The organism is Mycolicibacterium aichiense (genome assembly GCF_010726245.1).
GTDB classification, from domain to species: Bacteria; Actinomycetota; Actinomycetes; order Mycobacteriales; family Mycobacteriaceae; genus Mycobacterium; species Mycobacterium aichiense.
The window spans coordinates 1565786-1589766 of sequence record NZ_AP022561.1; the positions used below are offsets into that span (position 1 = coordinate 1565786).

The 23981-nt window shown below is 64.2% G+C and carries 25 protein-coding genes and 1 other RNA gene; 19 read left to right on the plus strand and 7 right to left on the minus strand.

All coding sequences use genetic code 11. The annotated features are described in order from the left end of the window. The first annotated feature begins 23 nt into the window (after positions 1-23). Complete coding sequence (locus tag G6N32_RS07560; RefSeq protein WP_115316534.1) at positions 24-368, plus strand: hypothetical protein; 345 nt, start codon at positions 24-26, stop codon at positions 366-368. A gap of 7 nt (positions 369-375) precedes the next feature. Then, on the plus strand, positions 376-783 hold the full coding sequence (locus tag G6N32_RS07565; RefSeq protein WP_115316533.1) for a PPOX class F420-dependent oxidoreductase: 408 nt from the start codon (positions 376-378) through the stop codon (positions 781-783). A gap of 18 nt (positions 784-801) precedes the next feature. On the opposite strand, the gene G6N32_RS07570 is transcribed toward G6N32_RS07565, so the two are convergent. Further along, positions 802-2055: an MFS transporter gene (locus G6N32_RS07570; protein WP_115316532.1), complete on the minus strand. Its 1254-nt coding sequence runs from the start codon at positions 2053-2055 to the stop codon at positions 802-804. A 42-nt stretch (positions 2056-2097) separates the two neighbouring features. After that, a complete protein-coding gene (locus G6N32_RS07575) occupies positions 2098-2646 on the minus strand; it encodes a TetR/AcrR family transcriptional regulator (protein WP_115316531.1) in 549 nt (182 codons plus the stop codon). Between the two features lie 128 nt (positions 2647-2774). Here G6N32_RS07575 and G6N32_RS07580 point away from each other — a divergent pair, with 128 nt between their 5' ends. Continuing rightward, positions 2775-3929, plus strand: coding sequence for an MFS transporter (locus G6N32_RS07580; protein WP_232077555.1), 1155 nt, complete (start codon positions 2775-2777; stop codon positions 3927-3929). Here the strand turns inward: G6N32_RS07580 and G6N32_RS07585 are convergent. After that, entirely contained in the window at positions 3926-5299 is a 1374-nt protein-coding gene (locus G6N32_RS07585; RefSeq protein WP_115316529.1) for an FAD-dependent oxidoreductase, read from the minus strand. The genes G6N32_RS07580 and G6N32_RS07585 overlap by 4 nt on opposite strands. Positions 5300-5495: 196 nt before the next feature. Here G6N32_RS07585 and prfB point away from each other — a divergent pair, with 196 nt between their 5' ends. From prfB to G6N32_RS07620, 7 genes are all read left to right on the plus strand, one after another. Beyond that, entirely contained in the window at positions 5496-6614 is a 1119-nt protein-coding gene (gene prfB / locus G6N32_RS07590) for a peptide chain release factor 2 (protein ID WP_115316528.1), read from the plus strand. After that, positions 6601-7569: a mechanosensitive ion channel family protein gene (locus tag G6N32_RS07595; RefSeq protein ID WP_115316527.1), complete on the plus strand. Its 969-nt coding sequence runs from the start codon at positions 6601-6603 to the stop codon at positions 7567-7569. Before prfB ends, G6N32_RS07595 begins: the two co-directional genes overlap by 14 nt. 89 nt (positions 7570-7658) lie before the next feature. Then, complete coding sequence (locus G6N32_RS28765; RefSeq protein WP_232077729.1) at positions 7659-8039, plus strand: Rv3103c family proline-rich protein; 381 nt, start codon at positions 7659-7661, stop codon at positions 8037-8039. Between the two features lie 40 nt (positions 8040-8079). Then, the gene (gene ftsE / locus G6N32_RS07605; RefSeq protein WP_036339815.1) at positions 8080-8769 is read left to right on the plus strand and encodes a cell division ATP-binding protein FtsE; all 690 of its coding nucleotides are present in this window, start codon (positions 8080-8082) and stop codon (positions 8767-8769) included. Next, complete coding sequence (gene ftsX / locus G6N32_RS07610) at positions 8770-9663, plus strand: permease-like cell division protein FtsX (protein ID WP_115316525.1); 894 nt, start codon at positions 8770-8772, stop codon at positions 9661-9663. Positions 9664-9665: 2 nt separating this feature from the next. Beyond that, complete coding sequence (smpB, locus tag G6N32_RS07615; RefSeq protein WP_083116559.1) at positions 9666-10154, plus strand: SsrA-binding protein SmpB; 489 nt, start codon at positions 9666-9668, stop codon at positions 10152-10154. Then, on the plus strand, positions 10151-10996 hold the full coding sequence (locus tag G6N32_RS07620) for a DMT family transporter (protein WP_172507241.1): 846 nt from the start codon (positions 10151-10153) through the stop codon (positions 10994-10996). Before smpB ends, G6N32_RS07620 begins: the two co-directional genes overlap by 4 nt. Here the strand turns inward: G6N32_RS07620 and G6N32_RS07625 are convergent. The 3 genes from G6N32_RS07625 to G6N32_RS07635 are packed head-to-tail and all read right to left on the minus strand — an operon-like array spanning position 10993 to position 13851. Further along, positions 10993-12174: a sulfotransferase family protein gene (locus G6N32_RS07625; protein ID WP_115316523.1), complete on the minus strand. Its 1182-nt coding sequence runs from the start codon at positions 12172-12174 to the stop codon at positions 10993-10995. The genes G6N32_RS07620 and G6N32_RS07625 overlap by 4 nt on opposite strands. Beyond that, positions 12171-13253: a DUF1214 domain-containing protein gene (locus G6N32_RS07630; protein WP_115316522.1), complete on the minus strand. Its 1083-nt coding sequence runs from the start codon at positions 13251-13253 to the stop codon at positions 12171-12173. The genes G6N32_RS07625 and G6N32_RS07630 overlap by 4 nt, the downstream gene beginning before the upstream one ends. 7 nt (positions 13254-13260) lie before the next feature. After that, complete coding sequence (locus G6N32_RS07635; RefSeq protein ID WP_115316521.1) at positions 13261-13851, minus strand: TetR family transcriptional regulator; 591 nt, start codon at positions 13849-13851, stop codon at positions 13261-13263. Between the two features lie 205 nt (positions 13852-14056). On the opposite strand from G6N32_RS07635, the gene ssrA reads away from it, so the two are divergent. From ssrA to G6N32_RS07675, 9 genes are all read left to right on the plus strand, one after another. Next, positions 14057-14424, plus strand: a transfer-messenger RNA (tmRNA) gene (gene ssrA / locus G6N32_RS07640). Positions 14425-14491: 67 nt separating this feature from the next. Then, on the plus strand, positions 14492-15643 hold the full coding sequence (locus G6N32_RS07645; protein ID WP_232077556.1) for a tyrosine-type recombinase/integrase: 1152 nt from the start codon (positions 14492-14494) through the stop codon (positions 15641-15643). A 590-nt stretch (positions 15644-16233) separates the two neighbouring features. Further along, positions 16234-17133 (plus strand): bifunctional DNA primase/polymerase, encoded by a 900-nt coding sequence (locus tag G6N32_RS07650; protein WP_163789180.1) that lies wholly within the window; start codon positions 16234-16236, stop codon positions 17131-17133. A gap of 126 nt (positions 17134-17259) precedes the next feature. After that, a complete protein-coding gene (locus G6N32_RS28770; RefSeq protein WP_232077557.1) occupies positions 17260-17877 on the plus strand; it encodes a hypothetical protein in 618 nt (205 codons plus the stop codon). After that, positions 17790-18428 carry a DUF3631 domain-containing protein gene (locus G6N32_RS28775; protein ID WP_232077558.1) on the plus strand — a complete coding sequence of 213 codons (639 nt, stop codon included), beginning with the start codon at positions 17790-17792 and terminating at the stop codon, positions 18426-18428. Before G6N32_RS28770 ends, G6N32_RS28775 begins: the two co-directional genes overlap by 88 nt. A gap of 364 nt (positions 18429-18792) precedes the next feature. After that, the gene (locus G6N32_RS07660; protein ID WP_147291936.1) at positions 18793-19584 is read left to right on the plus strand and encodes a hypothetical protein; all 792 of its coding nucleotides are present in this window, start codon (positions 18793-18795) and stop codon (positions 19582-19584) included. Positions 19585-19950: 366 nt separating this feature from the next. Continuing rightward, the gene (locus G6N32_RS07665; protein WP_163789182.1) at positions 19951-20295 is read left to right on the plus strand and encodes a hypothetical protein; all 345 of its coding nucleotides are present in this window, start codon (positions 19951-19953) and stop codon (positions 20293-20295) included. A gap of 1055 nt (positions 20296-21350) precedes the next feature. Next, a complete protein-coding gene (locus G6N32_RS07670; RefSeq protein WP_147291935.1) occupies positions 21351-21566 on the plus strand; it encodes a hypothetical protein in 216 nt (71 codons plus the stop codon). Positions 21567-21604: 38 nt separating this feature from the next. Beyond that, positions 21605-23236: a serine/threonine-protein kinase gene (locus G6N32_RS07675; RefSeq protein WP_115316515.1), complete on the plus strand. Its 1632-nt coding sequence runs from the start codon at positions 21605-21607 to the stop codon at positions 23234-23236. On the opposite strand, the gene G6N32_RS07680 is transcribed toward G6N32_RS07675, so the two are convergent. Beyond that, entirely contained in the window at positions 23224-23979 is a 756-nt protein-coding gene (locus G6N32_RS07680) for an endonuclease/exonuclease/phosphatase family protein (RefSeq protein ID WP_147291934.1), read from the minus strand. The two genes, G6N32_RS07675 and G6N32_RS07680, sit on opposite strands and share 13 nt — an antisense overlap. Positions 23980-23981: the final 2 nt, after the last annotated feature.

A 23981-nucleotide genomic window follows, 5' to 3' on the forward strand; every position in this document is an offset into this window, starting at 1 on the left:
GGCAGCAGTCCTACCATGGCCGCATGTGGGAATTCGCGGTGATACTGCTGATCGTCGGTGCCCTGGTCCTGGTTCTGGCGCCGCGCTTGATGCGCCGCGGCCCGCGCGGCGAGGTGGTGCACGGCACCCTGCTGGTCACCGGGGTCAGTCCGCGCCCGGACGCCACCGGCGACCAGTTCGTCACGATCAGTGGTGTCATCAACGGACCCACGGTCAACGAGCATGTGGTGTACCAGCGGATGGCGGTCGATGTGGACAGCTGGCCGACCATGGGCCAACTCATCCCGGTGGTGTACTCGCCGAAGAACCCGGACAACTGGTCCTTCGCGCCGCCGGACCAGCCGGCGCCCCCGCAGCCCCACAGTTAGGAACCCGATGTCCGAACCCCTTCCCGACGGACTCCTCGCGCTGTTGCATCGTCCCAGCCCCTGCTTTGTGGCCACTCTCATGCCCGACGGTTCACCGCAGCTGACCGAGACGTGGGTGACCACCGACGGCGAGCACGTGGTCATCAACATCGTCGAAGGCATGCAGAAAGCCCGCAACCTGGCCCGCGACCCGCGCGTCGCGGTCAATGTCGTCGATCCCGATGACGTCAACCGCTACTACGCGGTCCGCGGTCGGGTGCTGTCGACGACGACCGAGGGTGGCCGCCAAAGCATCGACGAGATCTCGCAGAAGTACCTCGGCATCCCATATCCGAACTTCAGTGGGAATCCTGACGAGACGCGCGTCATCGTCACCATCGCCGCCGAGTCGATCACCACGCCGGCCCGCGACTGACGGTGGCTGGGCGCCGTCTCAGCATTGAGCAGTGGACTCGCGAATCGGCGGCCTCGTCTCCGGGACCGCGGCGAGGTAGAGAATCAGCCCGGCCACCGCGACGGCGGACAGCGTGATGAACGTCGTGTGGTAGCCGGCGGCGACGATCAGGGCCCCGGCCAGCCCGGCGCTGATCGCGGCCCCGGCGCCCTGAACCGTGGCGAGAGCGCCCTGGGTGACGTTGAAGTGACCAGTGCCCGCGGTCAGATCGGCGATCACGACCGGGAACAGGGCCCCGAAGATGCCGGCACCCACACCGTCCAGCGTCTGCACCGCGACCAGCCACACCGGGTTGTCCGAGACGGTGTAGAGCACACCGCGCACGGCCAGGACGGCGAAGCCCGCCACGAAGATCGGCTTTCGGCCCCACGAGTCGGCGGTGCGCCCGACGATGACCGCGACCGGAACCATCACGAGCTGCGCGGCGAGGACACACAGTGCCGTCAGCGAGGTCGCGCTGTCCTTGCCCGCGACGCGAACCAATAGCTGGCTGACCGAGGTCAGCATCGCCGCGTTCGACAGGTGGAACACGAACACCACGGCGGCGAAGGCCAGCAGGCTTCGGCTCGTGAGCAACACCGACCAGCCGCTGGCATGGCTGTCGACTGTGTGGTCGGCGGACAGCCCGCGCGCCAGGCTTTCGTCGATCTCGTCGTCTTTGATCCGGGCGGCCGAGGCGACGCTGAGCAAAGCGAGCACCGCCATCAGCCAGAACACCACGACCGGACCGAACTGGATGGCCAGCAAGGCCGCGATGCCCGCGGATATGGCATTGCCCGCGTGATTGAACGCCTCGTTGCGTGCGATACGCCGGGTCAGCAGCCGGGCGCCGACGAGCCCGAGGCTGATCGCCGCGATGCCCGGTCCGAAGACGGTCGCGGCAGCGGCTGCGGCCGATTGGGTCGCCGTCACCGCGATATATCCGTGCACTGCGGGCAGGCACAGGCAACTGGCCGTCACCACGACGGCCGCGACGATGAGAACCATTCGGCGGTGTGGGATTCGGTCGATCAACGCACCCGCGGGCGTTTGGGCGACGAGGCCGACCAGGCCGGAGATGGTGATCACGCTGCCGACCGTCGCCTCGTCCCAGCCGTGTGCGGGACCACGGGTGGCGAGCAGGTAGATGGCCAGATACGGGCCGAGGCCGTCGCGCACGTCGGCGAGGAAGAAGTTCAACCCATCGAGCGCGCGCAGCGATCGTGTCGAAGGTCGCCGATCGTTGATCGCCATCGGGTCACATTGTGCCGACCGTGCCTGTGTGGGTCCCGGCACTCAGGCCCGCGGCGCGTCCGAACTCTGGTCGATGAGTCGATCGATGACCGCCAGCAGTCCCTCGTCGAGTTCCGTGCGCGGCGGTCCGCCGAGCACGCTGAACAGTGCGTGGTGATAGAGACCATCGCCGATGAGCTTGACGGTGCGCGCGACGTCACGGTCGCCGAGCGCCTCGGTCAGCACGCTCAGCCACTGATCCGAGATCATCTCGATGGCTGCCCGCGCGCGCGGGTCACCGGCCTGCTGAAGCCGGGCCACCGCGACCAGGGTGCGGTCCAGCGGGGTGTTGGCGTAGTGCGACGTGCGGATGTAGTGCCGCGCCGGCCCGTCCGCGGCGTTGCGCATCTTGTCGACGTCGTCGGCAGCCAGCGCGATCAGCCGCTCACACAGCGCTTCGGCGAGTTGGTCTTTGGACGGGAAGTGGTAGAGCAGTCCGCCCTTGGACACTCCGGCCCTGGCGGCCACCGCGTCGAGGGTCGCGAGGCGCTCGCCGTCGACGGCCAGCGCGTCGGCGTAGGCATCGAGGATGCGCTCGCGCGAGGTCGTCATCGGCCGAGTTTATCGACTTTCGGACTGTACCGTCCGGACGGTACAGTTGAGGGGCTTTGGAGTAGTAGACCTCATTCGATGGAGAGATAACCGTGCGCGCCTATGTAGAGCTCATCCGAGTTCCAGGCGTGGTCAATGTGACCGCCTCACAGCTTTTCGCGCGGCTGCCGCTGGGCATGCTGTCGCTGGCGATCCTGCTGCACGTACAGGCCCGTACCGGGTCGTACGCGGTGGCGGGCGCCGTCGTGGCGTGCACGAGCATCGGTGAAGCGGTGGCCATGCCCATGACGGCGCGCCTGCTCGGCCGGATCGGGATGATGCCGACGCTGGTCTCGGCTGCCCTGATCAACGGCGTGAGCATGTTGGCCCTGGCCTTTGTCCACGTCCCGGCGACATTCCTCATGGTGTTGGGGTTCCTCATCGGCGCCTCGGTACCGCCGCTGCTGCCCGCGGTGCGCGCGCTGTACCCGCAGATGGTCCCCGGCCAGGGCCTGCGGGCGTTGTTCGCGCTCGACACCACCGCCCAGGAGCTGATCTGGGTGATCGGTCCGGTCGCTGCGACGTTTTTGGCGTCGGCGATCTCGACGGCGATTCCGCTGTTGTTCTCCGCCGCGGTCACGATCGTCGGGACGGTGTGGTTCCTGCTCAGCGCCCGCCAATTCCGGCCGACGATCGTCAGCAGCACGGTCGCGTTCGGAAAGGTGCTGGCCAACCATGCGGTCATCCTGGCCATGGTCGCCAGCCTCGCGCTGGTCGCGTCGTTCACGGCCCTGGAAGTGGGCGTCCTCGCGCTCTACGGCAACCACAACCTCGATGCGGGTATCGCGCTCGCGGCGACCGGTGTCGGATCACTGCTCGGCGGCGTGCTGTTCGGTCACCGCCACCTCGGCGTGCGCGGCCTGTCCCTGTCGATGGCGACTGTCGCCGCAGGCACCGTGCTGTTCGGGCTGGCCGACGGCTACGTGCTGCAGCTCGCCGCGTTGTTCGCCTCGGGAGTGGGCTTCGCGCCGTCTCTCGCCGCGCTCTACGTCATGGTGTCGAACCAGATCGCCGCGCACTCGACCGCGGAAGCATTCGGGTGGCTCAACAGCGGCGCCCTCGTCGGCGGAGCCATCGGCACCGCGATCGGCGGCGTCGTGGTGGACGGCTACAGCCCGTTCGCGGTGATCATGGTGTCGGCCGCTATGGCGATGGCCGCGGCCATCACACCGCTGATCGCGCGCACCGCAGGTCCGGTCGGCGGGCTGTCCCGCGAGCGTGAGCCGGAAACTTGCGGCCTTTAGCCGTGCCCGATGCGCAGCAGTTCGGCAACACTGGTGAGCTTCACGCGCGGGCGGCCGTGCGGTTCGCCGGCGCCGCGCTCGTGCGCGTCGATCAGCTTCCAGTGGTCGTCGGTGACCAATATCGGCTGACGCGACAGCAGCCACTCGACGAGCGTCTCGCTGTGGTCCCCGGCGAACGCGCCGAGCTCGCGGCCTGCGAGGTCGGCCACCAACGTCGCAACCGTGTCCGCCGAGTCTTTCTTGTTGCTTCCGATGACGCCCGAGGGGCCACGCTTGATCCAGCCGACGACGTACTCGTTGTCGCTGCCTTCGACACGGCCATCGGCGTGCGGGATGGTGCCTGAGCGCTCGTCGAACGGCAGGCCCGGCGTCGGGAGGCCGCGATAGCCGACCGCGCGCACCACCAGCTGGGCGGGCAGCTCCTCGCGCACGCCGGTGTCTTTGGCGACGATGCGGCCGCCCTCGTCGACGAGCTCGTTTCGGCCCAGCACCACCGACTCGACACGGCCGTCACCCTTGATCTCGATCGGTGAGGTGCGGAACCGGAACACGATGCGGCGCTTGGCTCCTCGCGGCGGGGTCTCGGCGTACCCGCGCAGCACCTTGATGTTGAGCTTCGCGGTCTTTCCCGCCGCCTCGAGCTGTTCGTCGGTGATGGAGTCGAAGTCCGCCGGGTCGACGATGACGTCGACATCGGCCATGGCCTCCAGATCGCCCAGCTCGCGCAGCTCCATCGTGGTGAAGGTGGCCTGCAGGGGGCCGCGGCGGCCGATGACCACCACCTCGTCGACACCGCGGGCGTGCAGCATGTCCAGCGCGTGGTCGGCGATGTCGGACTTGGCGAGCTCGGCGGGATCGCTGACGAGGATCCGCGCGACGTCGAGTGCCACGTTGCCGTTGCCGACCACGATGGCTCGCCCGGTCGAAAGGTCCGGTGTCATCTCCTCGAAATGCGGGTGCGCGTTGTACCAACCGACGAAGTCGACGGCGGCGACACTGCCCTCGAGTTCCTCGCCGGGGATCCCGAGCGGACGGTCCGATTGCGCCCCGGTGGCGTAGACGACGGCGTCGTAGCGCTGTGCGAGCTCGTCGGCTTGGACGTGCTCACCGACTCGGATGTTGCCGAAGAAGCGGAACCGCTCGTCGAGCGACGTCTTTTCGAACTGGGCGCTGATGGTTTTGATCTTCGGATGATCCGGTGCCACCCCGGAGCGCACCAAACCCCAGGGCGTGGGCAACATTTCGAGCATGTCGACGCGGACATCCGGACCGCCGGCGGTGACCGAACTGTCGCCGAACTTCAGCAGCGACGCCGCCGCGAAGTATCCGGAGGGGCCTGCACCAACGATCGCGACATAGTAAGGACGCATCCTCGCGCTTTCTGTCCGGACCCGGCTGCGCGCAAGGGGCTGTCGCGTCGCAGTCGAGCAGCGTCACTTTGGGCTGTGCGACGCCACATCCTGGTTACGAAAGTGATGTTAGACGCGCAACCGCCGGGGCAGCCCCAGAAGTCCCAGGAGTCGCCGCGGATCACAACGTGTCGCGACGCCGGTACCCTGAGGACCCGTGGACCTCGATCGTCAGTCAGATATCGCCGCACTCGACACCACCCTCACCACGGTGGAGCGAGTGCTCGACGTCGACGGTCTGCGCGCCAAGATCGAGAAGCTCGAACACGAAGCGGCCGACCCGAATCTGTGGAACGACCAGAGTCACGCTCAGCGCGTCACCAGCGAGCTCTCCCACGCTCAGGGTGAGTTGCGGCGCGTCGAAGGCTTGCGCAGCCGTCTGGCCGACCTGCCGGTGCTCTACGAGATGGCCGCCGAAGAAGAGGGCGCAGGCGCCGCCGATGCCCTGGCCGAAGCCGATGCCGAACTGAAGTCGCTGCAGGCCGACATCGAACAGCTGGAAGTCCGGACCCTGCTGTCGGGCGAATACGACGAGCGCGAGGCGCTGGTGACCATCCGGTCGGGCGCCGGTGGCGTGGACGCCGCCGACTGGGCCGAGATGCTGATGCGGATGTACATCCGCTGGGCCGAACAGCACGACTACGGCGTCGAGGTGTTCGACACCTCCTACGCCGAAGAGGCCGGAATCAAGAGCGCGACGTTCGCGGTACACGCTCCGTACGCCTACGGCACCCTGTCGGTCGAGCAGGGCACCCACCGGCTGGTGCGGATCAGCCCGTTCGACAACCAGAACCGGCGCCAGACGTCGTTCGCCGACGTCGAGGTGCTGCCGGTGACCGAGACCACCGACCACATCGACATTCCCGAGCAGGACGTGCGCGTCGACGTCTACCGCTCCAGCGGACCCGGCGGCCAGTCGGTCAACACCACCGACTCGGCGGTCCGGCTGACCCACATCCCGACCGGGATCGTCGTCACCTGCCAGAACGAGAAGTCCCAGCTGCAGAACAAGGTGTCGGCGATGCGCGTGCTGCAGGCCAAACTCCTGGAACGCAAGCGTCAGGAAGAACGCGCCGAGATGGACGCGCTCAAGGGCGACGGCGGAAGTTCCTGGGGCAACCAGATGCGCTCTTACGTTCTGCACCCCTACCAAATGGTCAAGGATCTGCGCACCGAGTACGAGGTCGGCAATCCTGCGGCGGTACTGGATGGGGACATCGACGGATTCCTGGAAGCGGGGATCCGGTGGCGCAATCGGCGAGATGACGACGACTAGCACCTACCTCGCATTGGGCCTGGCCGGGCAGTGGAGCGACTTCTGGCAAGGTCAGTACGGCGTGTGGATCGTGACCAGAGGCGTCCGCATCGCGCTGCTGCTGATCGGCGGACTGCTGGGCGCGCGGTTCATCAACTGGCTCGCGCGCAGGATCACCCGGCGTATCGACGCCCAGTACCAGCAGACCGACCAGATTGTGCGCACCGAGAGCGCCAAGCATCAGCAGGCCGTGGCCTCGGTGGTGTCGTGGGTGTCGATCGCCCTGCTGTTCGTGATGGTCGTCGTCGAGATCGGTGACGTCCTGTCGATCCCGGTCAGTTCGCTCGCCGCACCGGCAGCGGTGCTGGGCGCCGCCCTGGGCTTCGGTGCGCAGAACCTGGTCAAGGACATGTTGGCCGGCTTCTTCATCATCACCGAGCGGCAGTACGGCTTCGGGGACCTGGTTCAGCTGAGTATGGTCGGCGCCCCGAAAGACTCGCTCGGCACGGTCGAGGAGGTCACCCTGCGCGTGACCAAGCTCCGCACACCCGAAGGCGAGATGTACACCGTGCCCAACGGGAACATCGTCAGATCGCTGAACCTGTCGAAGGACTGGGCACGAGCGGTCGTCGACGTCCCGGTGCCCACCTCCGCCGACCTCAATCGCGTCAACGACGTGCTGCACACCGTATGTAACGACGCCATGCTCGATGAGGATCTGCGAAAGCTACTTCTGGACAAGCCGGCACTGATGGGCGTGGAGAGTCTCGAAGTCGACTCGGTCAATCTGCGGATGGTGGCCCGCACACTGCCCGGTAAACAGTTCGACGTCGGCCGCCGGCTGCGGGTGATGGTGATCGCGGCCCTGGCGCAGGCGGGTATCACCACGCCGGCGGAGAAAACCCCCACCCTGGGCGCGATGACGCCGTCGGGAACGAGCGACGATGTAGCCCGCAGTCAGGATAAAGGGCAGTGACGAATCAATCGAGCAAGTCCAAGCGCGATGATCGCGGCTGGCCGACGTATCTCCCGGGTGGTCGCATCCGGACCTCCACCGCGGGTCTGATGGTGACATTCGTCGCCCTTTTCTGGGTGTATCAGAACTACGAGCCTCCTTCGCCGCAGCCGGCGCCCGCGAACCAGGTTGTGCCCCCCGGCTTCGTGCCGGACCCGTCGTACACCTGGGTGCCGCGTACCGACGTGCGGCGCAGCACGACGACAGCGCCGACCACCACGACGACGACCACGACCACGACCACGACAACCACGCCGACGGAGACGACGACACCGACGGAGACGACCAGCCCGACGACATCATCTACGCCGCCCGGCCCGCTGCCGTTCCAGATCCCCGGGCTGCCCACCCCGACCCCGTCACCTGCGCCGGTTCCAACGCCGGCACCGGGTCAGGGTCCGATGGTCACGCCCGCGGCTCCGACGCAGTAGCCGGCCCCTGGCCGTCGGACGGCTACACTGGCGTGCCGTGATGATCACCCTCGACCATGTCAGTAAGCAGTACAAGTCGTCGGCACGGCCAGCCCTCGACAATGTCAGCGTCAAGATCGACAAGGGTGAGTTCGTCTTCCTCATCGGCCCGTCCGGCTCGGGTAAGTCCACGTTCATGCGGCTGCTGCTGGCCGAGGACACCCCGACGTCCGGCGATCTGCAGGTGTCGAAGTTCCACGTCAACAAGCTCTCGGGCCGTCAGGTCCCCAAGCTGCGCCAGGTGATCGGCTGCGTGTTCCAGGACTTCCGGCTGCTGCAGCAGAAGACGGTGTTCGAAAACGTCGCCTTCGCGTTGGAGGTGATCGGCAAGAAGCCCGACACCATCAATCGCGTGGTGCCCGAAGTCCTGGAGATGGTGGGCCTGTCCGGCAAGGCCAACCGGTTGCCAGCCGAGCTGTCCGGTGGCGAGCAGCAGCGCGTGGCGATCGCGCGCGCGTTCGTCAACCGGCCGCTGGTGCTGCTGGCCGACGAGCCCACCGGCAACCTGGACCCTGAGACCAGTAAGGACATCATGGATCTGCTCGAGCGGATCAACCGCACGGGAACCACCGTGCTGATGGCCACCCATGACCACCACATCGTCGACTCCATGCGTCAGCGTGTGGTGGAGCTGTCTCTGGGCAGGCTCGTTCGCGATGAGCAGCGTGGCGTCTACGGAATGGATCGTTAAGTGCGCTTCGGCTTTCTCGTCAACGAGGTCTTCACCGGACTTCGCCGCAACGTCACCATGACGGTGGCCATGATTTTGACCACGGCCATCTCGATCGGTTTGTTCGGTGGCGGCTTGCTGGTGGTCCGGTTGGCGGACCACTCGCGCAATATCTACCTCGACCGCGTCGAGACCCAGGTGTTCTTGACCAACGATGTGTCGGCCAACGACCCCACCTGTGATGCCGACCCGTGTAAGGCGTTGCGCGCCAGGATCGAAGCGCGCGACGATGTCCGGTCGGTCCGGTTTTTGAATCGTAATGACGCCTACAACGACGCGATCCGCAAGTTCCCGCAGTACAAGGACGTGGCCAGCAAGGATTCGTTCCCGGCGTCGTTCGTCGTGAAGCTGGACAATCCCGAGCAGCACAAGGACTTCGACACCGCCATGCTGGGTCAGCCCGGCGTGCTCAACGTGTTGAACCAGAAGGAGCTGATCGACCGCCTCTTCGCGGTGCTCGACGGGCTGTCCGCGGCGGCGTTCGCGATAGCGATGGTCCAAGCGATCGGTGCGATCCTGTTGATCGCCAACATGGTTCAAGTGGCCGCGTACACCAGACGTACCGAGATCGGCATCATGCGGATGGTGGGTGCCACGCGGTGGTATACCCAGCTGCCGTTCCTGTTGGAGGCGGTGCTCGCGGCGACGATCGGTGTGGTGATCGCGATCGTCGGGCTGATCGTGGTGCGGGCGGCGTTCCTGGAGAACGCGCTCAACCAGTTCTACCAAGCCAATCTGATCGCCCGGATCGACTACGCCGACATTCTCTACATATCACCGATCATGTTCGGCGTCGGCGTGCTGATGGCCGGACTCACCGGCTACGTCACGCTGCGCCTGTACGTGCGGCGGTAGCAGTGGCCAAGAATCCGGACAAGAAGCCCGACCACAAGGTCGTCGCCACCAATCGCAAGGCACGGCACAACTATTCGATTCTCGACACCTACGAGGCCGGCGTCGTCCTGCAGGGCACCGAGGTCAAGAGCCTGCGCGAGGGTCACGCCTCGCTGGCCGACGCGTTCGCCACCGTCGACGACGGCGAGATCTGGTTGCGCAACCTGCACATCCCGGAGTATCACCACGGCACGTGGACCAACCATGCGCCGCGACGCAACCGCAAGCTGCTGCTGCACCGCAGCCAGATCGACAACCTGGTGGGCAAGATCCGCGACGGCAACCTGACTCTGGTGCCGCTGTCGTTGTACTTCTCCGACGGTAAGGTCAAGGTCGAACTGGCGCTGGCCCGCGGTAAGCAGGCGCACGACAAGCGGCAGGATCTGGCCAAGCGTGACGCGGAGCGAGAGGTGATCCGGGAGCTGGGCCGCCGGGCCAAGGGCAAGCTCTGATCGGGATCCTGCTCGCGCTGGCATCGGCAATCGGCTACGGCGTCAGCGATTTCGTCGGCGGTATCGCGTCGCGACGAGTGGCCGCGTTGCGGGTCGTGTTGGTGTCCTACCCGCTGGCGATGGTGTTGCTCGGGATCCTGGCAGTGGTTGTCGGCGGCACGGTATCGACTCCGGCGGTCGTCTGGGGCCTGCTGTGCGGCGTGAGTCAGGCGTTTGGGGTGTGGTGGTTCTATGCCGCACTGGGCTCGGGGCCGATTTCGGTGGTCTCACCCGTGACGGCTGTGCTGGTGGCCGCGGTGCCGGTGAGTGTGGGACTGGCGATGGGGGAGCGACCCGGGGCGATCGCCGGGGTCGGCACTGTACTGGCGTTGATCGCCGTGGTGCTGGTCAGCAGGCAGGCCACCGACGAGGACGTGCGTCCACACAAGTTCACCGCGACGGTGGCGTGGTTGACGATCGGCTCGGGTCTGGCGTTCGGCCTGAATTTCGTTCTGCTGCATCAAGCTCCGGCTGATGCCCGGCTGTGGCCACTGTTCTTCGCCCGCGTCTCGGCGACGGCAATCGTGGTGCTGGCCGCGGCTTTGAGTGGCAATTTGCATGCGCCACGGGGCTTTCCGCTGAAGATGGCGGTGGTCGCTGCGCTGCTGGATACCGTCTCCAACGTCGCGACGCTGCTGGCCCTGCAGGCCACGATGCTGTCCTTGGCCAGCGTGCTGATGGCGCTCTATCCGGCCGCCACCGTGCTACTGGCGATCGTCGTCTTGCGTGAGCGGGTCACCCGCTGGCAGGTGCTGGGCATGGTGATGGCGTTGGTTGCCGTCGGGATGATCTCGGTCCGTTAACGCAGCGTCTCGCTGGGTACGTCGTAGCGCTCCTGGTAGGCCCGCACCCGCTCCCGCAACTCGGCCGCATCGAGACCGGTATCCGCCCAGGTGTAGCGGTTACCGCCCCCGTCGCCGGGGTTCGCCGAGAGATGCTCGCGCATGCGCTGTTCGGCAATCGGGGTCAGCTCACGGCCGAGGCGCTCGTAGACCGCGCCGATCGTGGCGAACGGGTCCTGCATGAAATCGGCGAACCGCACATTGACGACGCGATCCTGGCTGATCTCGCCGTCGTCCACCCACTTCATCAGGCGGTCGAGTCCCAGGATGTTCTCCGCCGCACATTGGGCGGCCGCGCGCTGGACGGTCGCGTTGTCGCTGGCCAGTTTCTGCAGATGAGCGATCAGGGCGCTGATCGAGGAGATCACCACAAGCGGGTCGCGGTGGGTCTGGACCAGGATCGCGTCGGGATACTCGGCCAGCAGCGTGTCCAGGGTCCACAGGTGGGCCGGGCTTTTCAGCAGCCACTGGCCGGGGACACCGGACTGCAGGTGCTGCAGATACTGGCGGTGGTAGCGGTAGGCCGCCGCATGGTCGGCCTCGTACATCAGCCAGTGCTGGTAGTTCGGTAGACGGTACTGCGTGGGGAAGATCATGCTGCAGAACGTGCCTGCGGTGATCCGGACGCATTCCTGGCCGCCGCGTGCACTCATGGGATGGAACTTCATGAAGCCGGGCATCAGCTGCTCGGTCATGTCCAGCTGGGCTTGGGTCTCGTCGATGCGCGGGTCGGTCAGGTAGGTCTCCGGCTGGGGAACCGGGAAGGGGTGATCGACCTCCCATGTCAGGGGCGCCCGCAGGTCAGGGTCCTGGCTGAGCAGGTCGTAGAGGATCGTCGTGCCGGTGCGGGGCTGCCCGAGGATGAAGATCGGCTGGGTGATCCGCTCCTCGGCGATCTCCGGATTGTCGTTGCGCCACGCGGTGATCTGCAGGCGGTTGCGCAGTGGCACAATCACATCGGCGGCCGCGATCTCCACGCCGAGCGGCGAGAGGTCGGCTTCGGCGACCAGGTCGTCGACCATTCGCGAGAGGTTCTCCCGCCACCCGTCGTCGGCCCCGAAGTCGTCGCTGCCGGCCAGTTCGCAGGCCTGCTCGATCAGCTTGGCGGGATCAAGGCGGGCTTGCACCGCACTCGTCATTTCTGAACCTCCTTGTCCAGCAGACGAACTGTCACATCCGGGGCATTCGGGTTGTCCAGCCAGCGGACGACGATGAAACCGCGTCGACGTCCACCGGTGTCCAGCCAATGACCTTCGCCGGAGTCTTGGGCTCCGATCGTGAGCCGGACGTATCCGTCGGGATCGGGGGAGACGCCCTTGTTGGTCACCGAGCTGGAGCGTAACAGCGGCTCCAGGCATTCGTGCCAAATACTTTCCAAAGTCACTGACCAATAACGGGTTTCGGGCGGGAGGAAGGTCAGCTGCAGGTTCTGATGTGGTTCCAGCTCGAACATGCCGAGCATGTAGAGGTTGTCGGGTGTGGTGTTCTCGCCGCCCAGGTTCTCCGCGCCGGACGTGATCAGGATATTGGGGGTATCGAGGAGGTCGGGGCGCACCGTGCGGTGCAGGGTGGTGAGCTTGACGATCGTCCAGCCCATCGCCGTGAGCTGCGCGGCCAGCACCTCGTCGGACAGCGGTGCCGGTGGCGGTGCCTCGCCGAGCAGTGAGATGTCCAGCTGCACAGGAATTTCAGTGCCTGGATCGGCGATGTAGTCGCGTACCACGATCGACGTGGCGTCAGCGGGGATCTCGATCCACTGCGCGCCGGTCAGCTCGTTGTCGTCGGGGCGGGTGGCGGCGAAGACGATGTCGAACCGGCCACTCTGGTCGAGGACCAGATCGCGGTCGGAGAGGTAGTTGCTCATCCGGCGTGGATTCATCCCGGTGCCGGCCAGGACCTGGATGCCGAGATAGGTCGACGTGCCCCTGGTGCCGGTGACGCGGTACGCGCGGTCACCGCTGATCATCGCCAGCGGATAGGCGCCGTGCGGGTTGGGTCCGCCGACGAAGCGCGACGGTGTGCACATGTCCACGAAGTGCGGGTGGTCAGGGTCGATGTCCACCGACAGCTCGGTGCACAGCGCGATCACCCGGTTGAGCACGCGCAGTCCCTCGAGCAGTTCGCGCTCGTCGCGGGCGTCCTCGGTGATCTGTCCGGTGAGATCGTCGAGCACCTTACGGACGAATCCCCATGCCTCCAGCGACTTTTCGCCACTCATTCGGTCCTCAATTCGTGATCGGGCACGGGGTCATGGAGTTGACCGCGCGGGAGATTCGGTCGGACAGCGATCCGCCGTCGCGTAGCCAGTCGTCGATCGAGATCCGGACCGACGCCATCGCCAGGGCTCCGATGAGGCGTGGGCGCGGGTCGTCGACGGTCAGATCGGGCAGCCGGGGCGCGATCGCCTCGGCGATGGCCACCTCGAAGGTCAGATAGCACAGCAGTGTCCAGGCTCGCAGGGTCAGCGAGTCGCGGGTCTGTCGTTCGATTTCGGCGATGCTGCTCTCGACGGCGCTGAAGCCGGGAGTGAGTTCGGCGAATGCGGCGCTGAGTGCATCGTTGACCGACAGCTCGGCGGGCTGGCGGCGCAACGCGTCGGTGATCGCGGCGATCCAGGTCGAGGTGAAGCCCTCGGCGACGGCGTACTCCTTGGACTCGAAGTACCGGAAGAACGTCGCCCGGGCCACATCGGCGGCTTCGGCGATCTGCTCGACGGTCGTCGCGCTGAGCCCGTTCTGCATGACCAGCTGGGCGGCCGCGGTGGCGATGCGCTCGCGGGTGCGCTGCCGTTTGCGGACCCGCAGACTTTCAGACATCGTCTCACTGTAGACAAAGTCTCATTTTCTGGGCGGCGAAATCGGGCAGTGCGTTCGCCGAGCGTCACTCCAGAGTCACGTTCGGCGCCCAGCGTGGCTCTGGGGTGACGGTCGGCGCGGTGCGGCGCTGGGATTAATGCACTTCTGTTTGCGGTTACACCTCGCGTAACATGGTTTGTCCGGCCGTACCTCGGCCGGGGTGCGAGGGGCTGATCGGTTTCGACTTCGCGCATCGAATCAAGGGAAGCGTGCCGGTGCAGGCAAGAGACCACCGTAAGCGTCGTTGCAACCAATTAAGCGCCGATTCCAATCAGCGCGATTACGCTCTCGCTGCCTAAGCGAAGCTAATCCGTCAGACCGGGACTGCCCTCGACCCGGACCCTGGCGTCATCTAGAGGGACCCACCCACGGGTTCGGTCGCGGGACCTGTGGGGACATCAAACAGCGACTGGGATCGTCATCCTGACTTGTTCGCGAGATCAGGAGATCCAAGTAGAGGCATAGCGAACTGCGCACGGAGAAGCCTTGAGGGAATGCCGTAGGACCCGGGTTCAATTCCCGGCAGCTCCACCAAGAAGATGCAGGTCAGGGATAAAACCCTGACCTGCATCTTTTTTCCATCAACATTCAATCAACAAATGTGGTTAAGCTGGCCTCCGTGGCATCACTGCGTCACGGCAAACCTCGCAAGGACGGCAGTCGGTACGTGCAGGTCCTGTACCGGATGAACGGCAAGCAGACGTCGACCTCGTTCCACGACTTGGCTACCGCGATGAAGTTCAAGGACCTCGTCGACAAGTTCGGACCCGAGCAGGCGCTCGCGACTCTGGGCACCGATCCGGACATGACCACCATGACTGTGCGCGAGTGGATCGAGCGACACATCGACCATCTGACAGGGTTGCGGAAGTCGACGCTCTGGGATTATCAGAGCTATCTCCGTAATGACATCGGACCTGCCCTCGGTGACCTTCCGCTAACCGGACTCACTCACGAGCACGTTGCTAAGTGGACGCAGGCGATGGCCACGGAGGGGGCCTCGGGCAAGACCATCGCTAATAAGCACGGTTTCCTGTCATCCGCGCTCAACGCTGCTGTCCGCGCTGGGCGCCTCACGGCCAACCCGGCACTTGGTCAACGCCTGCCAACGTCCGAACGGCCAGACATGATCTGCCTCAGCCACGAGGACTTCGCCCGATTGTTGGAGAACGTAACCGATCACTGGAAGCCGCTCGTCGAGTTCCTCGTGGCGTCGGGCTGCCGGTGGAGCGAAGCTACCGCGCTCAAGCCGTCAGACATAAACCTGACCAACAACACGGTGCGCATCACCAAGGCATGGAAACGCACCTATGACCGAGGCGGATACGAGATCGGGCCACCGAAGACGAAAAAGTCGGTGCGGACCGTCAACGTCCCCGCCGGCGTGGTGGCCAAACTCGACCTCACGGGGGAGTGGGTCTTCACCAACCGGGCGGGCACCTTCGTCAAGGGCAATGGCTTCCACGACCGAGTGTGGTCTGTGGCGGTGGAGAAGACATGGCCGACCAAGGACGCCGATGGAAACCCGCTCAAGGGCACCACGGAAGCGCCGATCCTCAAGCCGAGAATCCACGACCTTAGGCACACCTGTGCCTCCTGGATGATCTTGGCCGAGCCCTCAGTGGCATTGCCAGTGATCCAGGCGCACCTCGGGCACGAGTCAATCAACACCACGGTCTCGCTATACGGCCACATCGACAGGCGGTCGATGGTGGCCGCCGCCGATGCCATCAGCGCTGCTCTCGGCGCATAATTAGTTCTAGCGAGCTAGAAAATTGGTTGTGCCACAAGATATTTCACGCTGCAGGGCTCGGCTTCTGCGTTCTCCCAAGAGCTCTCGTGTGTGCTAACGTTTTTTCGACACCTGTTCTGCAGGACGTACCGAGGAGACCCCAAGGGTCTGATCATTTCGATCAGAAGGGTTCTCCGTGTCTACGACTAATCTCACGTATTCCATCACCGAGGCTGCTAATCGGATGGGCGCTCCATCCGAACGGTGGCTGATCGAGAAGCTCCGAGCGGCTGTCTTTCCCGGGCGAAAAGTCGGACGACACTGGCGGATGACCGAAGAGGACATCGCTGACGCCCTCACCGCCTGCTCAAATGAAGGACACCAGGTTCGGGCAGCGGTAGTGCCTCCGCGTTCAGGTCTGACATCCACGTCACGCAAGCGGGTGATGGGCCTGTGACCACCGTCAATACGCCACGGTCGATGTCGCACTGCATGCCCTGTAGCTCGCAAGCTGATCGGGATCTGCTTGAGGACAACCTCGGCGACTCCCACTACCACTACCGCGCCGGTGGAGGGCCCCACGCCGAACATGTCGAGGAGGTCCTCGCATCGTGATCGAAAAAGAGAACCGGTCCGATGCGGGAAACATCGAACCGGCCCTAAAGACTCACGCGACCAACGGAGCTGGCAGTCAGGTTACGCCTGTGGGGTACCCGAGCGCACACCTCCTATATCGGGATGCTGGTTGGCTGGGGGTGCTGCCGCTGCCGCCTCGATCCAAAGTCGCGCCGCCGACCGGATATACGGGTCGAGAGGGCCAGTGGCCGTCGGCGGAGCAATTCGACACGTGGGCGCGGATGTTTCCCCGTGACGCCAACATCTGCCTGCGGTTGGACGACGAGACGGTTGGCATCGACGTCGATGCCTATGGCCGCAAGACTGGTGCGGAGACCCTCGACGAGGCGGAGAAGCGTTGGGGGACGTTGCCACCTACGGTGATTTCCGGTAGTCGGGATGACGGGGTGTCGGGCATCCGGCTATTCCGCGTACCCCGCGGCACCATCCTCCGCGACCGGATCGGCTTCAAGGACGTCGGCGGACCACTCGGCATCGGCGACGTCGAGATCCTGCAACAGCATCACCGTTACGTCGTCTGCTGGCCATCGGTGCACCCGGATACCAAAACGCTGTACGTGTGGCGTGATGCAGACGGGTCTGTCTCCGATCATGTTCCTGTGCTGGCGGACCTGCCGGCGCTGCCTACTGCGTGGCTCGATGGCCTGCGACGCGAGGAACGGTCGCCGGATGCGGTCAAAAGCGATGTCCCGTACGAGATTAACGACGCTGCGACCGGGGGGCGCCCGACTTCCAAGGTGGCGGAGAGATTGGCGCTGGCGCTGTACGACGTTGAAAAGGGCCACAGCCGTCACGACACCACCCGCGACCACGTCCTGGTTCTGCTCCAGTTCGGTTCTCGAGGCCATGAGGGCACTGCGTACGCACTCGAGTAGCTGTTCGAGGCGTTCGTCGCTGCTGTCGAGGGCGACCGTCAAGGGGGGAAAGCCGAGGCAGAAGCGGAGTTCGCGCGACTCGTCACGGGAGCTTTGGCGCTGCTCGGTGACGCGGCGAGACCGGGAATGGCACCGGACACGTCAGGTGGTTGCCGCGACCGCGTCGTCCCTCAGTCGTCAATTCCAGCAGCCGACACGCCGCTGGTCGACGGTAGCGAGCTGCTGAGCGAGTTGCTCGACACCCTGCGTCGCTATGTCTGCTTTCCCGATGACAACTGCGCGGTGGCCGTGGCGTTGTGGGTTGCCGCTACCCATGCAATCGATGCGTGGAATGCCGCTCCTCGACTGGTGCTGAACAGCCCGCAGAAGCGATGCGGTAAATCTCGCGCACTCGACGTCATCAGCGGTATGTGCCATCAGCCGCTCGTCACGGTGAACGCTTCGGTGTCGGCGGTCTTCCGCTCGCTCTACGGCGACCGGCCGCCGACGCTGATCATCGACGAAGCGGACACGATCTTCGGCAGCAAGCGGAGCGCCGAGAACAACGAGGATCTACGGGCCTGCTTAACGCTGGGCATCAGCGCAACCGGCCCGCACTGCGTTGCGTTGGTTCGCATTTGGTTCCGACCGAGTTCCCCACGTTCGCCATGGTGGCGTTGGCCGGCATCGGCGCGATGCCGGACACGATCACCGACCGGGCGATCAATATCACGATGCGCCGCCGAACGGGCAGCGAGCGGGTAGCGCAGTTCCGCTGTCGCCGCGATGAACCGGTGCTGCACCGGTTGCGCGACCGCCTGGCTGTCTGGGCACAAGCCCACATCGGCGAACTAGCCGTCGCGACACCTGAACTGCCGGTCGAGGACCGCGCCGCCGACACCTGGGAACCGTTGGTGGCAGTCGCTGACGCTGCTGGTGGTCAATGGCCCGCCCTGGCACGTAGAGCATGTGTGGCCATGGTCGCAGGGGCCGATGACGTCGAGGAGAACCGTTCGCTCGACATCAGGCTGCTCTACGACATCCGCCAGGTCTTCACCGATAAGGCTGTGCCGTTCCTGGCGTCTAACGATCTGGTGGACGCGCTAAAGGCTGTCACCGAATCACCCTGGCGGGACTTCGATTACACCGCGAGCAAGTTGGCGCATCGCCTCGCTCCGTTCGGGGTGAACCCGGGTCACAGCATCGATAAGAAAGTGCGCGGATACCGGCTCGAATGGTTCCACGATGCATTCGACCGGTACCTGCGTCCAGAACCGTCCGGCCCGTCCCAAACCGGCACTGAGCAGGTGCGATGAAAGGACGGCGCCATCTCACGGGACGACTCAGGGTGTCCAGTGGGATCGCGCTGTCCGGATGTTTGACCAGGTCAGCAGCATTTTGGACGGCCCGGACACTTCCGGACGCCCCTGTCCACCCACAAGTTTTCGATGCAAGTTCACATCTAAGAGAAGGAAGAGTCACCAACGTGAGAAGCAACCTGACCCCGCTCGGGGATGAGATCGTCACGCAATTCGACGGAGGAGACGCCTCAGTGCTCCTGACAGGGTTCACAGGCGCATCGAGCGAGGTCGAGGTGTCAGCATGAAGGACGATCAACGCGCTGCTGTCGACGCACTGGCCGAGTACATCTCACGAACTGGGTGGATCACGTTCACCGAGATGAACGAGTTCATCGCCTCGCGGGGAGTGAGTCTCGACGGCGACGACGAACTCCTCGGACTGAATATCGGCCAGCCGCATGTCGGTCCAGGAACGACTCTTTTCGGACCTGCGAGCGCGGAGTATGTCTGGATCGTCGAGGACCTCTTCCGCTCATGGCCCGTGATGCTCATGATCGGTGATCCCGCTCAGTTTCACTGTGGTGAGGAGCCGTGGTTTGTGGAGTGGCTCGGCGGAAGCACGCCACTGGGGGACCGTACGGTCATCCCGCAGAGGCCGGCGGTGAATCGCAACATCCATGCCGTCGCCGATCAAGCGAAGCATGCGTACGCCAAGGGAACGCAGAAGCTAGCAGCGATTCAGTACCGCCTGGGTGAACTGGCCGGTAAAGGGCTACTGGACCCCGAAGAGGCTACAAGCCTGCAGGGACAGCTCGTTGGTGTTTGGGACTCGCTGTATCACGGAACCTTGTGCGCGGTGCGCGACGAGGACACGGACGACAGCACGTGGGACCAAGCAGACAACACCTACAGCGACGGCCGTCAGGTAGTTCACCAGATTCGTGTCGAGCCCGAGCCGACTGCCTGGGGCCGCGAGTACGACCGGTTCACCCTCGGCGATGGCGCCGTAGCCGACCATCCTCGGGGAACGGTCACCTGCATCCTGCACCCCGACAACAAGTTCGACACGCAGACGCCAGGCAATGACGAGACGCGCAACGAGAGCCTCGCGGAGCGGCTACGTAGGCACCGCAACGGCGGGAATGCTGCGGACAGGCCGCGCGAGTGCTAGCAACGAAAGCGGCCCACGCCCGCTAGTATCAGGAGAGTTGGACGTTTCGCCGGCGGATCGAATCGCGGGAGACGCCGACAATGCGGTAGCGGAAGTTCAGCACCGACGTGACGTTGACCGGATGCACAAGCAACGTCTTACTGGAACTGATAGGGCGCTCGGATCTCGCGACGCCTCGAAGGCCTATGGAGCTGCGTTGCGCGCACGCAGCTCTGAAAGCCCTGAGCTGCAACAGCTCTGCTTACCCTGTAGTGGGCGTAAAGCGGGATGAAAATGGATACCAAGTTATAGCTACTAGAATGGCCAGACCAGCCGTGATTTGGTGGAGCGCCCAGAACCGCCTGAACTGGTAAAATGTATGCAACCATGTTGGGAACCGCTGCTTTAGAGCGCAATATGCCATGTGTTTACTGCAACCTGACATCCTCGGCTCGAAGTCGCAACGCGAAGTTGCCTGATACCCGAGAGGCTTTGGGGATCAGCGTTATGGGTTCGGTGATGCGCGTGGAGGCTGACGTGATGTACGTGATGAGCGGCATCGTCTACACACGCGACGAGCTAGCCGCCGCGATCGAGGCGGAGGCCGCTACGCTGCCGCCGGAGACCTGGAGATCGGGCGAGTGGAATCTGGCCGATTACATGATCGAAGCCGAGCAAGTGGGAATCATCAATCGGATCTACCTCGATGATGATGTGGACGACTACGCATAGTGCGCGGGTCCGCAGAGCAGGCGGACCCCGGAGCGATCTGGGCTATGGCTCGTCAACTTCGTCGAGTAACCATCTGGAAGCGTTCATTCCGGGGCGCTGTGTCAAGAACATTTGCTGTCGATCTTGACGCAGCCTATGTAACGTCGTTGAACGGCCTGACGACATACGAACCGCCTTGGCGGGAAAGTAGCTGCCCAGTGAGGCTGACGAGGGGGGACATGACCGAAACCAACGATGGCGCTGAATCTCGCCGTCGCCCGTTGGCGGGGATTGCAGATGAGGAGTAGGCGTCTGCGCCAGAGGAGCGATGGTTCGGCAGGAGGATTCCCAGTAGGGTCTGTCGTCGCAGTCGCAACCTTGCTCCTTTCATCAGTCATGGCGCTGACTACGGCGTTCGCCACTACTGCTCGGGCCGATGATTACTACTGGCCGAGCCCTGAGGCGTACGCGATGGCTCATGACAAGAAGATCTGCAACACCGTCGCGGAGACGCCGATTGCCCACCAAATTTGGGCAATTGTCTCGATCGTCATGTCGCAGACGAACCTGAATTATAAACAGACGCAAAAGGCAATCGGATACGCGATAAAGGCGTCGTGCCCAAGCTACTTTCCCGTATTCGTCGACTATATGAAGCAATATCCTTAATTGCTGACCTGCCAGGGACGTCCCTAGTCTCTTTGCGGGTGATCTTGGCCGTCGCCAAGTAGCGAGGCACAGGCACCAGCACTGGTGCCAGACGCGAGGATAAACCGGTACACAGAGGGGGAATGTTGCGAAACATCTTGAGGCAGGGATGCCTCGCTGCTATCAGCTTCAGCGCGTTGCTGCCTGCTGTTCTTGGGTCAACTGCACAGGCCGCACCAACGAGTTGCGACCCGTATTCTCCGACAGGTCCGGCGTGCCCTAGCCGCCCGACGGGAAATTGCGACCCGTATTCATCGAACGGGTTTCTCGGGTGCCTTGGAGGTAATTGGCAAGACGAGTCGGCTGGATCGGCTGCGGGCCGTTCGAGTGGACCGCCCACCATAACCAACCCTAAGGACGTGTACGCAGTGACCGTGGCCGACGTATACGCGCTGATTTGCAATGATCTTGACGTGAACGGTGTTTCTGTGGCGAGTGTCGAAGACATCTATCACGTGCTGTATGCCGCGCCATACGGCTACGGAGGTCGCGCTGCGGGCACGGCTGTAGCTATGGCGGTCAACACCACATGCCCTCGCCATCAACGCGCCATGGATGAGGCAAAGCGTCAAGCGACCTCATGATCATCAACACGGACATGGTCACTCCGTAGCATGCGCCAATGCCTCTGAGGATCGGTGAGACCTTCGCCGGATACCGGGTGCTGCGTCTGCTCGGGTCCGGCGGAATGGGTGAGGTTTATTTGGTGCAGCACCCTCGCTTGCCTCGGCAAGAGGCGCTGAAGGTCCTTCGAGCAGACATATCCAGTGACGCCTCCTTCCGGGACCGGTTCATCCGGGAAGCGGACCTCGCCGCAGGCCTACGCCACCCTCACATAGTCGGCGTCCACGACCGAGGCGAGCATGAGGGACAGCTCTGGATTTCGATGGACTACATCGACGGCACCGATCTCGGCCAGCTCTTGGAGCAGCGGTACCCGGCTGGTATGCCCGTCGAACTCGTCTTGCTGATTGCGAATGCAGTGGCTAGCGCCCTTGACTACGCCCACAAAAAGGGGCTGCTCCATCGCGACGTCAAACCGGCCAACATCTTGGTCGCTGACCTCGACACAGACGACCCGAATATCTACCTCACCGACTTCGGCATCGCCCGCCCACTCGATGACACCAACGGACTCACCACAACCAACATGACAGTTGGAACCGTTGCCTACGCGGCACCCGAGCAACTCATGGGCGAGCCGATGGACGGGCAAGCTGACGAATACGCCCTCGCCGCAACGACATACAACCTGCTGACCGGTACACAACTGTTTCCGTACTCCAACCCCGCCGTCGTCATCAGCAGACATCTCAACTCGACACCGCCCGCACTGGGCGACTGTCGTCCAGACTGCGCACGCCTAGACGACGCACTCCAGAAAGCACTGGCCAAGTTTCCGGCTGACCGTTTCGCGTCCTGCTCGGCGTTCACGCAGGCTTTGACCGCCGCATCGCCTGGACAGGCAGGTGCGTCTGCCAACGCAACAACTCAAGCGGCAGGGCAACCACGATCCCCCGCCTCCGCGATCGGCGGCGAACTAACCACCAAACCCGCCCATAGGTCGCGGGTTGTCCTGAGCGCCGTCGGCGTAATCATCGTCGTGATCGGGGTTATCGCGGTGCTATGGCGACCATCGCAGCCCGCTCAATCGAACACCGCCGTAATTGCTTCGCGCACTGACTCGACGACGACCACGGGCACGACCACACCGCCACCACCACCGCCTGTGGCAACCACAACGACAAGGGCTCCAACGGTCACAGAAGCGGTGCTTCCGGTGCACCCGCCAGCGAACTCCGGATGCACCGGCTCAGTAACGGCGCACTACGATTTCCAGCACCCGCAACTTGGTCCGATGCGGATCTTCCTGCTCCTGGGGGAGAACCGGGTCAGGATGGACTCGGGGTGTGTTTCAGTTGTTTTGCCGTCGGGAGACGCGCTTTCTCCGATCTCACTCGATGCTGGTCTTGGGCTGGGATTCGCTGCGCCACCTACCGACGCCACGGGCAACTTATTCATTGAATTTCGCTCGATGTCAGCCCATGCGCCACCACAAGTGTTGGTGCTTGTTCCCACTGCTTCCGGATTCGACCAATTGGGTCGAGATTTGATCGACGTCGAACTTGTCGGTCCCGGAGCGGACGGCAAGTACCAGCTCCGGCACTCCATGAACGACTGCACACCCTCATGTGCCGAAGGAACGTGGACTCACGAGACCCTGCGGTGGAACGGGAGCGATTACGTCGCTTGAGGTCTACCCAAGCCTGTTTTCGTAACGGCGGCTGGACGGCGCGGGTCGGCGCGCAAGTCGATAGTCATAGGGCTGTGGTCACTGTGAGCGATCCAGTCTGCGTGGCTTCCCATCGCGACACCTTCGATGGCATCGCGTGGCGAGACGAAGGTGTAGTCGATGTGGTAAGTCGTGTCGGCATTCTTCATCCACCAGAGCGTGGGATGCGTTTCTGCTCCTCGCTCGCAGGCGTGGTGTGAGTGGTAGGCACTGGCGAAACCACGGGCTTCCAGCTCATCCATGAAGTCGCCGAACTTCGCCCGCTTGGTGGGCTTGTCCCAGTAGATCGAGTTGTTGAAGTCACCGCTGATGACGACCAGGTCGGCGTCTCCGGACAGGAACTCCTCGTAGTGCGGGATCGATGCGCGGCAGGCTCCCATCTGTCGTGCGGATTGATGCCCGCTGCCTCTGTGGTTCATGTCCCAGACGGCGAGGAGTCGGATGTGCGCTGGCCCGGTGACGTGTACCGGCATGACCCATTGGTAGCCGGGGTCGTAACTGTCGTCGATATGGAGTTGCCAACCGTTGAACGCAACCACCGATAGGCCTTTGTTCGGGTTGCCGCCGATCCACTCGACGGACGATGCCCCGATGGCGTCCAACGAAGCCTTGGTTCGGTCGGGGTGAGCCGATTCGGGCAGGACCGCGACCGTGGGATTTTGCGAAGCCAACAGGTGGGTCTTGCTGTGGAGGGACATCGCCACGT

Coding starts and splice junctions, on each gene's coding strand:
- G6N32_RS07560 (WP_115316534.1), top strand. CDS start 24: ATGTGGGAATTCGCGGTGATACTGCTGATCGTCGGTGCCCTGGTCCTG.
- G6N32_RS07565 (WP_115316533.1), top strand. CDS start 376: ATGTCCGAACCCCTTCCCGACGGACTCCTCGCGCTGTTGCATCGTCCC.
- G6N32_RS07570 (WP_115316532.1), bottom strand. CDS start 2,055: ATGGCGATCAACGATCGGCGACCTTCGACACGATCGCTGCGCGCGCTC.
- G6N32_RS07575 (WP_115316531.1), bottom strand. CDS start 2,646: ATGACGACCTCGCGCGAGCGCATCCTCGATGCCTACGCCGACGCGCTG.
- G6N32_RS07585 (WP_115316529.1), bottom strand. CDS start 5,299: ATGCGTCCTTACTATGTCGCGATCGTTGGTGCAGGCCCCTCCGGATAC.
- G6N32_RS07595 (WP_115316527.1), top strand. CDS start 6,601: ATGACGACGACTAGCACCTACCTCGCATTGGGCCTGGCCGGGCAGTGG.
- G6N32_RS28765 (WP_232077729.1), top strand. CDS start 7,659: ATGGTGACATTCGTCGCCCTTTTCTGGGTGTATCAGAACTACGAGCCT.
- ftsE (WP_036339815.1), top strand. CDS start 8,080: ATGATCACCCTCGACCATGTCAGTAAGCAGTACAAGTCGTCGGCACGG.
- G6N32_RS07625 (WP_115316523.1), bottom strand. CDS start 12,174: ATGACGAGTGCGGTGCAAGCCCGCCTTGATCCCGCCAAGCTGATCGAG.
- G6N32_RS07630 (WP_115316522.1), bottom strand. CDS start 13,253: ATGAGTGGCGAAAAGTCGCTGGAGGCATGGGGATTCGTCCGTAAGGTG.
- G6N32_RS07635 (WP_115316521.1), bottom strand. CDS start 13,851: ATGTCTGAAAGTCTGCGGGTCCGCAAACGGCAGCGCACCCGCGAGCGC.
- G6N32_RS28770 (WP_232077557.1), top strand. CDS start 17,260: ATGGCACCGGACACGTCAGGTGGTTGCCGCGACCGCGTCGTCCCTCAG.
- G6N32_RS07660 (WP_147291936.1), top strand. CDS start 18,793: ATGAACGAGTTCATCGCCTCGCGGGGAGTGAGTCTCGACGGCGACGAC.
- G6N32_RS07665 (WP_163789182.1), top strand. CDS start 19,951: ATGTTGGGAACCGCTGCTTTAGAGCGCAATATGCCATGTGTTTACTGC.
- G6N32_RS07675 (WP_115316515.1), top strand. CDS start 21,605: ATGCCTCTGAGGATCGGTGAGACCTTCGCCGGATACCGGGTGCTGCGT.